This window comes from uncultured Thermomonas sp. (assembly GCF_937872235.1).
Classification (GTDB): Bacteria; Pseudomonadota; Gammaproteobacteria; order Xanthomonadales; family Xanthomonadaceae; genus Thermomonas; species Thermomonas beijingensis.
Genome location: NZ_CALMPC010000087.1, coordinates 31,005 through 42,050 on the forward strand (window position 1 = coordinate 31,005; position 11,046 = coordinate 42,050).

General features: G+C 60.6%; 12 protein-coding genes. 9 read left to right on the top strand and 3 right to left on the bottom strand.

Going from position 1 to position 11,046, the window contains the following annotated elements; all coding sequences use genetic code 11:
* Positions 1-43: 43 nt before the first annotated feature.
* A complete protein-coding gene (ahpC, locus tag QWB57_RS08165) occupies positions 44-607 on the bottom strand; it encodes an alkyl hydroperoxide reductase subunit C (protein WP_223627877.1) in 564 nt (187 codons plus the stop codon).
* Between the two features lie 165 nt (positions 608-772).
* Between ahpC and prmC the strand changes: the two genes are divergently transcribed.
* The 4 genes from prmC (at position 773) to QWB57_RS08185 (ending at position 3,987) form a co-directional block, all read left to right on the top strand.
* Positions 773-1,603: a peptide chain release factor N(5)-glutamine methyltransferase gene (gene prmC, locus QWB57_RS08170; protein WP_288969089.1), complete on the top strand. Its 831-nt coding sequence runs from the start codon at positions 773-775 to the stop codon at positions 1,601-1,603.
* Between the two features lie 132 nt (positions 1,604-1,735).
* Complete coding sequence (pip, locus tag QWB57_RS08175) at positions 1,736-2,680, top strand: prolyl aminopeptidase (protein WP_223627881.1); 945 nt, start codon at positions 1,736-1,738, stop codon at positions 2,678-2,680.
* A 57-nt stretch (positions 2,681-2,737) separates the two neighbouring features.
* Positions 2,738-3,445 carry a tRNA (adenosine(37)-N6)-threonylcarbamoyltransferase complex dimerization subunit type 1 TsaB gene (tsaB, locus tag QWB57_RS08180; RefSeq protein ID WP_223627883.1) on the top strand — a complete coding sequence of 236 codons (708 nt, stop codon included), beginning with the start codon at positions 2,738-2,740 and terminating at the stop codon, positions 3,443-3,445.
* Positions 3,446-3,495: 50 nt separating this feature from the next.
* On the top strand, positions 3,496-3,987 hold the full coding sequence (locus tag QWB57_RS08185) for a hypothetical protein (RefSeq protein ID WP_223627885.1): 492 nt from the start codon (positions 3,496-3,498) through the stop codon (positions 3,985-3,987).
* Between the two features lie 37 nt (positions 3,988-4,024).
* Here the strand turns inward: QWB57_RS08185 and QWB57_RS08190 are convergent, their stop codons facing one another.
* Positions 4,025-4,912: an energy transducer TonB gene (locus QWB57_RS08190; RefSeq protein WP_223627887.1), complete on the bottom strand. Its 888-nt coding sequence runs from the start codon at positions 4,910-4,912 to the stop codon at positions 4,025-4,027.
* The gene (gshB, locus tag QWB57_RS08195) at positions 4,912-5,874 is read right to left on the bottom strand and encodes a glutathione synthase (protein WP_288969090.1); all 963 of its coding nucleotides are present in this window, start codon (positions 5,872-5,874) and stop codon (positions 4,912-4,914) included. The genes QWB57_RS08190 and gshB overlap by 1 nt, the downstream gene beginning before the upstream one ends.
* 157 nt (positions 5,875-6,031) lie before the next feature.
* On the opposite strand from gshB, the gene pilG reads away from it, so the two are divergent.
* The 5 genes from pilG to QWB57_RS08220 all read left to right on the top strand — a co-directional run.
* Entirely contained in the window at positions 6,032-6,433 is a 402-nt protein-coding gene (gene pilG / locus QWB57_RS08200; RefSeq protein WP_223627891.1) for a twitching motility response regulator PilG, read from the top strand.
* A 20-nt stretch (positions 6,434-6,453) separates the two neighbouring features.
* Positions 6,454-6,819, top strand: coding sequence for a response regulator (locus tag QWB57_RS08205; RefSeq protein WP_223627893.1), 366 nt, complete (start codon positions 6,454-6,456; stop codon positions 6,817-6,819).
* Positions 6,820-7,190: 371 nt separating this feature from the next.
* The gene (locus QWB57_RS08210) at positions 7,191-7,736 is read left to right on the top strand and encodes a chemotaxis protein CheW (RefSeq protein WP_223628708.1); all 546 of its coding nucleotides are present in this window, start codon (positions 7,191-7,193) and stop codon (positions 7,734-7,736) included.
* A 33-nt stretch (positions 7,737-7,769) separates the two neighbouring features.
* The gene (locus QWB57_RS08215) at positions 7,770-9,785 is read left to right on the top strand and encodes a methyl-accepting chemotaxis protein (RefSeq protein ID WP_223627896.1); all 2,016 of its coding nucleotides are present in this window, start codon (positions 7,770-7,772) and stop codon (positions 9,783-9,785) included.
* A gap of 79 nt (positions 9,786-9,864) precedes the next feature.
* Positions 9,865-11,046: Hpt domain-containing protein (locus tag QWB57_RS08220; protein ID WP_288969092.1), on the top strand; the 1,182-nt coding region annotated here is incomplete at its 3' end.

An 11,046-nucleotide genomic window follows, 5' to 3' on the forward strand; every position in this document is an offset into this window, starting at 1 on the left:
CACGCAACCCTCTCCGAAGGTGGAGAGGGTGCGTTGTAAAGGCTTAGATCTTGCCGACCAGGTCCAGCGACGGCGCAATGGTCTTGGCACCTTCCTTCCACTTGGCCGGGCACACTTCGCCGCTGTGGCTGGCCACGTATTGCGCGGCTTGCAGCTTGCGCACGGTTTCGGCCACGTCACGCGCAATCGCGTTGTCGTGCACTTCCATGGTCTTGATCACGCCATCGGGGTTGATCACGAAGGTGCCACGCAGGGCCAAGCCTTCTTCCGGGATATGCACGCCAAAGGCGTTGGTGAGCTGATGGGTGGGGTCGCCGATCAGCGGGAACTGCGCCTTGCCCACCGCCGGGCTGGTTTCGTGCCACACCTTGTGGCTGAAGTGGGTGTCGGTGGTGACGATATAGACCTCGGCACCGGCTTTCTGGAACTCGGCGTAATGCTCGGCGGCGTCTTCGATCTCGGTCGGGCAATTGAAGGTAAATGCGGCCGGCATGAAGATCAGTACCGACCAATGGCCTTTCAGGCTGGCTTCGGTCACTTCGATGAACTTGCCATTATGGAAGGCGTTGGCCTTGAACGGCTGCACTTGCGTGTTGATCAGGGACATGAGAATGCTCCGGTGTGGTGTGGGTGGGTTGGATCGGAAGTGGAGCCAGCTTAGGGTATCCCTATCAATAATTGAAATTGATTATAGATATCCTATCGATAGGCAGGGACTATTATCATGCCGGCAAGGCCCCGGCGCTTCGGCGCGGCCAGCTACCATGCTGCGATGACTGCCACTGCCCCCACCGTTGCCAGCCTGCTGACTCAGGCACGTACCCGGATTGATCCTGTCGATGCCGACTATCTGCTGCTGCATGTCTTGCACCAGTCGCGCAGTTGGCTGTTTGCGCATGCTGACGACGGCGTGAGCGCAGCCGATGCGGCGCATTTTGAAGCGTTGGTGCAGCGGCGCGGGATCGGGGAACCGGTGGCGTACCTGACCGGCAGTCGTGGGTTTTGGACGCTGGACTTGGCAGTGTCACCGGCCACCTTGATTCCGCGCCCGGAAACCGAGTTGCTGGTCGAGCAAGCCTTGCTGCGTATCCCCAACGATGCCGCCGTGCGGGTGGCCGATCTTGGCACCGGTAGTGGCGCGATTGCGCTGGCGTTGGCCAAGGAGCGCCCGCAGGCGCAGCTGGTGGCCACCGATGCCAGTGCAGATGCCTTGGACGTGGCGCGCGGCAATGCGCAGCGCAATGCCATCGGGAATGTCGAATTTCGCCAAGGCGATTGGCTGACGCCGGTGCTGGGCGAGCGCTTCGATGTCATCGTCAGCAATCCGCCGTACATCGCGGAGCATGACCCGCATCTGGACGCCGGCGACCTGCGCTTTGAGCCGCTGCTGGCACTGGCCTGCGGCGTGGATGGGCTGGATGCCATTCGCATGATTGCAGTCGCCGCCCCAGCGCATCTGCGTGCCGGGGGGTGGTTGTTGCTGGAGCACGGGCTCGACCAAGGCCCGGCAGTGCGCACCCTGCTGCGCGACGCCGGGTTTTATGGGGTCAAAACCGTGCGCGATCTGGAGTCGCGTGATCGAGTCACATTGGGGCAACGATGACGCTGATGGCGAGCGCATCGGGTAGATCGCGCAGCCTATGAGCGACGTAGCGATTGCCCTGCGCCAGGCGCCAACACCGGCCCGCACCGCGACCGGGTTAAAATGAAAGCCAACACCCCCGCTGGAACCCGCATGCGCGCGCTGTATCCCGAAATCACCCCGTACCGCACCGGTAGCTTGGCCGTTGATGCCCGCCACACCTTGTATTGGGAAGAATGCGGTAACCCCCACGGCAAGCCGGTGGTGATGCTGCACGGCGGGCCGGGTGCGGGATGCACCCCCAATATGCGGCGTTTTCACGACCCTGCGAAATACCGCATCGTGTTGTTTGATCAGCGCGGTGCCGGGCGCAGCACCCCGCATGCGGATCTGACCGACAACAGCACATGGGATCTGGTCGCCGATATCGAACAATTGCGTGAACTTCTGGGAATTGTGGCATGGCAAGTGTTCGGCGGCAGCTGGGGCTCCACCCTGGCGTTGGCGTATGCGCAAACCCACCCGCAGCGTGTGACCGAGCTGGTGCTGCGTGGCATCTTCATGCTGCGCCGCTGGGAATTGGAATGGTTCTATCAAGAAGGTGCATCGCGCCTGTTCCCGGATGCATGGGAGCACTACATCAATGCGATCCCGATGGTGGAGCGGCACGATTTGATTTCCGCCTTCCAGCGCCGCCTCACATCCAGTGACGAGGCCACCCGTCTGGCCGCCGCACGTGCATGGGCGATCTGGGAAGGAGCCACCAGTTATCTGCATATCGATCCCGATTTCATGGATAGCCACGGTGACGCAGCATTCGCCTTGGCTTTTGCGCGGATCGAAAATCATTACTTCGTCAACGGTGGTTTTTTTGAAGTAGAAGACCAGTTGCTGCGAGATGCGCACAAAATTGCGCATATTCCCGGGGTGATCGTGCATGGCCGTTACGACGTGGTGTGCCCAATCCAGAACGCATTCGATTTGCACAGGGCGTGGCCGAAGGCTGAGCTCATCGTCAGTGCCGCCTCCGGGCATTCCGCATTTGAAGCGGAGAACGTGGCGGCATTGGTAGCGGCCACCGATCGCTTTGCTGCCTGACCTGCAGCGAATGTGCGTGGTCAGGGCAAGAACGTCAGCAGCCGCTACACTCGGCGCATGAACTTACTCGCCTTTGAAACCGCTACCGAAGCTTGTTCGGTCGCTATTTGGGTCGATGGGCAGGTGCGCGAGCGCTTCGAAATCGCGCCGCGTCGGCACACCGAGCTGGCTTTGCCTTGGGCCGAAGCGTTACTGGCCGAGGCTGGCATCAAACGCGCGCAACTCGATGCGATTGCGGTGGGCCGTGGACCTGGCGCGTTTACCGGTGTGCGCCTGGCGATTGGTATTGCGCAGGGCATCGCCCTGGCACTGAATCGCCCTGTCATCGCAGTATCGAGTTTGGCGGCGTTGGCGTTGCGTGCCAATGCGCCCGGCCGATGCCTTGCGGCGATAGACGCACGCATGGGTGAGGTCTATCTGGGTGCGTTCGAATGTGATGGTGATGGTGCACGGGCACTTGCACCGGAGGCCGTGATCAAGCCCGAGCTTGCACAGATTCCCGAAGGCGACGGCTGGCATGCGGTAGGCACCGGGTTTGCAGCGGTCGATGGTGCATTGCAACTACGTTTGCAGGGGCGTTTGCTGGGGCTGGATGCCAGCGCCTTGCCGCACGCCGGCGATGTGGTCCGCTTGGCTGCGCAGGCATTTGCGCGAGGCGAAGGGCAGGCACCCGAGCGCATCGAGCCGGCATACTTGCGCAATGATGTGGCGCTGACCTCGGCTCAACAGCAGGCGCTGCGCAAACAGGCATCCAGCACGGCCTGATTTTTTTTCGCTATGCTCCCGCGTATGGTGTCTGTTACAGGGGAGGATGCGTGAAGGCTCGTAATCTGTTGCTATCAGGCGTTTTACTGGCTACGCCGGCATTTGCCGAAGATGTTGCCTATGGTGGCCGAACCTTGGATGTGGCGCTCGATCAAGAGGCAAAGCCCATTCGCAGCATGCAAGGCTCGCACTATTCCATTTCATTGCCGCCCGATCAGCTCATCAGCAAGGCGCAAACCTGCCTTGCTGCACAAAGTGGCATGCATGTGGACTCCTCAGATCAGGCATCAGGTCAACTGCAGGCGACTGTCAAGCTTTCCTACCGCGCTCGATTTTCGTCTTTCACGGTCAGTAGCCGGTTGACCTTGCTGGCCGCAGGAGGGGGGTTTCAGATCACTGAAACCGGGCTTGGAGTCGCTGCAGCGGGTAGCGAAGCAGCGGCTGACGTGCAGCCGTTGTCGCAAAAGGAAAGCGGCTGGGAAAAGTCGCTGGATGCATTGATCCTGGGCGAAAATGCATTGGTCGATTGCCTGTATCGCTGAGTGGTGCGGCGCCATGCTGGCGCTTCACGGCCATTGCTTAGCGATCGACTAATTCGCCACCGGGCATGAATTGCCAAGTGCGGGTGATGTGCAAGATGTCGGGGTCTTCCGGCGTTTTCGGCAGTGGCGCGAACGGAATCGAGAGCTTGACGATGCGCAGGGCAGCATCGTCGAGCATCGGGATATTGCTGCTGCGGATGATGCGCATGCTTTCCACGCTGCCGTCACGGCGCACGGCGACACTGATCACCACCAGTCCGCCAATGTGACGGCGGCGTGCTTCATCCGGGTAGTTCAAGTTGCCTACCCGCTCAACCCGGGTCACCCAACTCCGCAGGTATTGCGCCCACGCGTATTCCTTGGTGCTGGCCGAAACAAACTTGCGTTTCGGGCGTTTGGCGTATTCGGCCGAACGCAACTGGATTTCCGCTGCCAGCCGCGCCATTTCAATGTCACGGTCGATTTTTTCGCGCCCCGGCGGTTGTCCATTGCTGGTGGCTTCCGGGGTTGGTGTGGGTAGCGGCAGACTCGTGTTGCTTTGCGTGGAGGTCACCAAGGGTGCATTTTGCGGTGGACTGGGCGTAGGCGACTGCGCATGCAGCGGTCGTGGAGCCAGCCCGTCCACCGGCTGTGGCAACGGGCCGGCTTGTGGCGCACTGGGGCGGTTGGCCTTGTCGTGTTCACCTCCACCCTGATTGTTCGCTTGCGCAAGGAAATCCGCTTGCGCCGGCGTGAGCGGTGTTTGGGTACGGGTTTGGATCACGTCAAGGGTCGGTACCAAGGGTGCGGCATCTTCAATCGTGAAGCCAATCCCAAGGATCACCAAGGCATGCAGGAGTAGCGACAGCACAACGGTTGCACGCATGCGCTCCGTGTCGCCGATTCGAGACGGGGCCGGCAGGGCAGGGGCGGTACTGGCGACCATCAGGACAGGGCGAGGGCTTCGATGCAATCGAATAATTGCGCGGCGATATTCAGGCCGAATTGCGCATCCAACTCGCGGATACAGGTCGGACTGGTGACGTTGATTTCAGTCAGTGAATCACCAATCACATCCAGACCAACAAACAGCATTCCGCGCCGGCGGAGTTCAGGGCCGACCTGTGCCGCGATCCAGCGGTCGTGCTCGGTCAGTGGCCGGCCTTCACCGCGGCCACCAGCGGCAAGATTGCCGCGGAATTCATCACCTTGCGGAATCCGTGCCAGGCAGTAATCCACCGGTGTGCCATCCACCAACAGTATGCGCTTGTCGCCATGCACGATCTCCGGCAAATAGCGTTGCGCCATCGCCAGTTGCTGGCCACCTTCGGTCAGGGTTTCCAAAATGACATTCAAGTTGGGGTCGCCGGCGTGGCTGCGGAAGATCGAGCGCCCGCCCATCCCATCCAATGGCTTCAGTACAACTTCGCCCTGTTCACTGGTAAATGCTTTCAGTGCCTTGTTGTCGCGGCTAACCAGGGTCGGCGGGCAGCACTGCGGAAACAGCAGGGCTGCCAGTTTCTCGTTGAAATCGCGCAGACCCTGCGGATTGTTGACCACCAGAGCACCCTGGCGTTGCGCAAACCCCAGAATCTGGGTGTCATGCAGGTAATTGGCGTCCACCGGTGGGTCGGTGCGCATCAGCACGGCCTGGCCGGGGCCAAAGGTCAGGGTTGACCAATCGCCCAGCATGAAATGCTCGCCCGGGATGTCGTGCACTTGCAGTGGCGCCACTACCGCAGTCGCTTGCCCGTCGCGCAGGGCCAGGCCGCCGGGGCGCACATAGTGCAGGCGGTGGCCACGGTGCTGGGCTTCCAGCAGCATGGCAAACGTGGAGTCTTTGGCCGGCTTGATGGCGCCAATCGGATCCATGACCACCACCACATCAAGAGCTGCGGAAACTGGCATTACGAAGAGTCCATACGGGGGGGCGAAGCATGGTAGCAGGCAGACAAATCGAACATCAGATGCGGTAAATGCTTGACACGCTGCGCATAGACTGGGATATAGAGAGCTGTTGTCGCCGCTGGGTGCGGCACTCAGGATTCAAGCGCAAGGGGAACACATGGCGCAGCAAGACAGTGCAGATAGCAACCTGAAGGGATTGCGGGTGATGGTCATTGACGACTCCAGAACAATCCGACGCACGGCGGAAACCCTGCTTGCGCGCGAGGGTTGCGATGTCGTTTCGGCAACCGATGGGTTCGAGGCGTTGTCGAAGATCGCAGATCACAATCCGCAGATCATTTTCGTCGATATCATGATGCCGCGACTGGACGGATATCAGACCTGTGCCCTGATCAAGAACAACCAAACGTTTAAAAACGTGCCGGTGATCATGCTTTCGTCTAAGGACGGTTTATTCGACAAGGCAAGAGGCCGTATTGTCGGCTCCGAGCAATACCTGACCAAGCCGTTCACGCGAGATGAGCTGCTTGGTGCAATTCGGACGTACGTTAACGCCTGACCGGGGGGGACAGGATCAGCATGGCACGCATACTGCTTATCGAAGATTCACCGACTGAGACTGCAGTCATGGTGCAGTTGCTGGAACGCAACGGTCACCAGGTCACGACGTCGGGTAGCGCGGAAGACGGCATTACTGCCTGCAAGCGCGACAAGCCCGATCTGGTGCTGATGGATGTGATTCTGCCCGGAATGAATGGCTTTCAGGCCACCCGTGCACTGTCGCGGGATAGCGAAACCAGCCATATCCCGATCGTGATCGTCAGCACCAAGGGGCTGGAAACCGATCGCGTATGGGGCATGCGCCAAGGGGCCAAGGATTACATCACGAAGCCGCCGCGCGAAAGTGAGTTGGTTGCGCGCATCAACGCATTGATTGGGCACTGACTATGGCCAAGCGCGGCAAGCAAAAGCAAAAAGGCAAAGCCCAGACCGAAGCCGCCAAGGCGGCACCAGTACCGGTCGTGCATGACAGCGCTGCCGAGAGGGTCGATGAAACCCGTGCGGCCAATGCTGTTGCCGCACTGCCGGAACCGCAGGCTATGGCCGACGATACGGCTGAGGCAGCGGTGCCTGCCAGCGATGCGGCGGAAGAAGTAGAAACGGGGCACGTAGAAATAACGGCAGCAGTCGCGTCGGGTCCGGATGCCGATGCCAGTGCCGTTATTGCCGAACATGATGTTTCACAGGCCGCAGCGGAAGCGGCCGTGGTTGACGTCCAGGTGGCGCAAAAACCCAAGCGCCCACGGCGTGCGCCAGTGCGCCCACGTGAGCAACGGCCCCCATTCCTGGTGTTGGCCGATTACGAACAGCGCAGCCTGTCGCACGTCGCTGGTTTGCCCGAGCAATTGGACGCGCCGGGGTTGTGGCGCGGAGTTGCCTATCGTGTTGGCGCGCATCGGCTGGCATCTGGGTTTGGTGAGGTGATTGAAATCCTGCCATTGCCGGCGCTAACCCATGTGCCAGGTTCGCAAGCGTGGATGCTGGGGGTTGCCAATATTCGCGGCACCTTGCTGCCGGTGGTCGACCTCAAGCAATTTTTGGAAGGCGAGCGTACCGTCCTGCACGAACGCCAGCGGGTGCTGGTGATGCGTCAGCCGGGCGGTGATGTCGCCGTCACGATTGATGAGCTTTATGGTCAACGCAGTTTCGTCGACGCGCAGGGCATCGCCGCCGATGCGATCAGTGAAGGGCGCTATGCGCACTTTATCGATCGCGCCTATCGCATCAATGATCAAGATTGGGGCGTTTTCAGTTTCGAACGCCTCGCCCGTACTCCCGAATTCCGCCAAGCCGCCGCCTAACTGGCGGAACCCCAAGCAAGCCGAGGTCGCACGATGAGCACTTTGATGGATTCCGCCGCCGGTAAAGGCCGCAATCTCAGCACCAACTTCTGGATCTGGTTGCTGATCGGTTCGCTGGTTGTATTTGCCGGCAACACCCTGTATGCCACGACCAAGGCATCGCGCTTGGGCGGTGCCAGTACTGCGGCTTCGCGCTTGCAGTTGAACTCGCAGCGACTGGCCAACCAAGGCCGTGAAGCGATCGACGGTAAAGGCCAGGCGTTTGATGCGCTGAAGGCCACCAAGGGCGAAATTGACGCGGATATCAAACTGCTGAATGACCGCTTCGGTGATGCCGCGGGCGTGGCGGCACCGATTCGCACAGTCACCAATACGTGGGATCCGCTGGCAAAGCGTTCCGACGAAGTCATGGGCTCGCAGCAGGCGGTGCTGGCGTTGGCCGGCCACGCGGACAGCTTCACCGGTAAGATTCCGCAGCTGCAAGCGCAATTGAACGAAGTTGTACGCGGCCTGGCCTCCGGTGGTGCCAGCTCGGCACAGGTGTTCACTGCGCTCAACCAAGTGGTGACCTCGTCCACCATGGCGCGTCGAATTGCCGAACTGCGTGCGGGTGGTGCGGGTGCGCAGGTCGCTGCCGATGCGCTGGGGCGCGATGCTGCGGTGTTCGACCGGCAGATGAATGCGTTGGTCAGTGGCAGTGCAGATATCGGCAAGGTCAGCGCCGCTGGCGCGGTGGGCCCGCTGAATCAAGCACATGCCATGTGGCAGGGCATGAAGAAGGATCTCGACGCGATCGTGGGGGACTCCAAGCGTCTGATCGTGGCGCAGGCGTCGGCCAGCGCCCTTGCCGCAGGCTCGGACAAGTTGTTGTCCGACAGTGAGGGCCTGTTTGCGGCATTCACCTCGTTTGGCTCATTGAAGGACACCAGCGTCATCGGTGGCGTCTGGGTCAGCATCCTGTCGGGTGCGGTGGCGCTATTCTCGATCGTCGGCTTGCTGTGGGCACTGGGGCGTGCCCAGCGCGTACGCTACCAGACCACCAAAGAACTGAATGACCGTAACCAGGAGGCGATCATGCGCCTGCTGGACGAAATGGGTTCGCTGGCGGAAGGCGATCTCACCGTGAAGGCGACCGTGACTGAAGACATGACCGGCGCGATTGCGGACTCCATCAATTTCGCCGTCGAACAGTTGCGTACCTTGGTGGCCACGATTAATGACACCTCGGTGCAGGTCGCGGCCAGTGCGCAGGAAACCCAGGCTACCGCGATGCATCTGGCCGACGCCGCGGAGCATCAGGCGCAGGAAATCAACTCCGCGTCCGGTCGAATCAGTGAAATTGCGACCAGCATTAATCAGGTGTCGCGCAACTCCGCCGACTCCGCCGAGGTGGCGCGCCGCTCCGTGCAGATCGCCACCAACGGTGCGGGCGTGGTGCGGCAGACGATTGCCGGCATGGACAGCATTCGCGACCAGATTCAGGAAACCTCCAAGCGCATCAAGCGACTGGGTGAAAGCTCACAGGAAATCGGCTCGATCGTGGAACTGATCAATGACATTTCCGAACAGACCAACATCCTGGCGTTGAACGCGGCAATTCAGGCGGCCTCGGCCGGCGAAGCCGGCCGTGGGTTCGCGGTGGTGGCCGACGAAGTGCAACGCCTCGCGGAACGCTCTTCCAGCGCCACCAAGCGCATCGAATCGCTGGTGCAAACCATTCAGGCCGATACCAACGAAGCAGTCAGCTCGATGGAACAAACCACATCGGAAGTGGTAGCCGGTGCCCGTTTGGCCGAAGACGCCGGTACTGCACTGGGCGAAATCGAAAAGGTGTCATCCGACTTGTCGGGATTGATTGAAGGGATTTCGGTGGCTGCGCAGGAGCAATCCTCGGCAGCAACCAATATCACCCAAGCGATGAACACGATTCAGTCGATCACCGCACAAACCTCACAAGGTGCCAGCCAGACTGCGGCATCCATTGGAAATCTGGCGCAGCTTGCCGCCGACCTTCGCCGTTCGGTCGCCGACTTCAAGCTGCCTGCCTGACGTCGATTGAGACAAGGATCAGGATGAACAGCATCCTTCAGGGCAGAATCGTTTTGCTTGGATTTAGCGGAGCCTCGTCATGACCACGGCACAGCGAGACGCCATCGACCATACCGCGTTGGGTTGGGTAAAACCCGAGATCGATGAGGCCTTGCGTCAGGCCAGGATCGAGCTCGAAGCGTTCGCCGACGCCCCCAACGGTGAAAATTCGATGCAGGCGTGCATGGGGTATCTGCACCAAGTGCAGGGCACCTTGCGGATGCTTGAATTGCAGGCACCCACCATGGTGTCGGTGGAAATGGAGCAGGTGGCAGCAGCATTGCAAGCAGCGGCCACGCCCAATCGAGATGATGCCCTGGCTGCGCTGATGCGCGGTTTGGTGCAGTTGCCGGACTATCTGGAGCGTTTGCAGGGTGGGCATCGCGACATTCCGATCGTGTTGCTGCCGCTGATCAACGATCTGCGCGCCGCACACGGGGCTGCCCCGATGTTGCAAGACCAATTGCCCAGCTTGCTGGTCGCGCCCAGCGATGCCGAAATCGAACATGCACGCGGCAGCTTGGCCGGGCGCAACCGTGCACTGCTGGATACCGTGTCTTCCGCGATCAAGGAAGACCTGCTGAAGGTCAAAGACGCGCTGGATCTGTATCTGCGCGGCAATCGCGCAAATGTGCAAGATCTGCTGCCGCAGGCCGAAGCGCTGGATCGAATTGGCGACACCTTGGGTATGTTGGGGTTGAGCAGCGCCAGCGGTGTGGTGCAAGAGCAGCGCGCAGTTGTGCAGGCCATTGCCAGCGGCGAGCGCGCATTGCAGGAAAGTGACCTGCTGGACGTGGCTGGCGCGCTGATTTACATCGATCATTCGCTGGATGATCAAGTTGCGCATTTGGGTAGCGGTGCTGAAAGCGGCGATTTGCTGGCGCAGGAATCAAGCAAGGTCATGGGGGCACTGACTCAGGCCACCATCGGCAATTTTGCGGAAGTGCGCAATGCCTTCATAGCTTTTGTCGAAACCAATTGGGATCACGCACACGTTGCCTCGGTGCCGCGCCTGTTGGCAGAGGTTGCCGGGGTGCTGCACATGGTGCAGCAAGACGTCCCCGCAGATTACTTGCAAGCCCTGCAGGTCTATACACAAGCCGAGCTGATTGACCGCAAACGCGTTCCCAGTGGACGCCAACTAGATACTCTGGCCGACGCGCTGACCAGCTTGGAGTACTACCTGGAATCCCTGCATGACCCGTTGGGTCAGCGTTCGGAT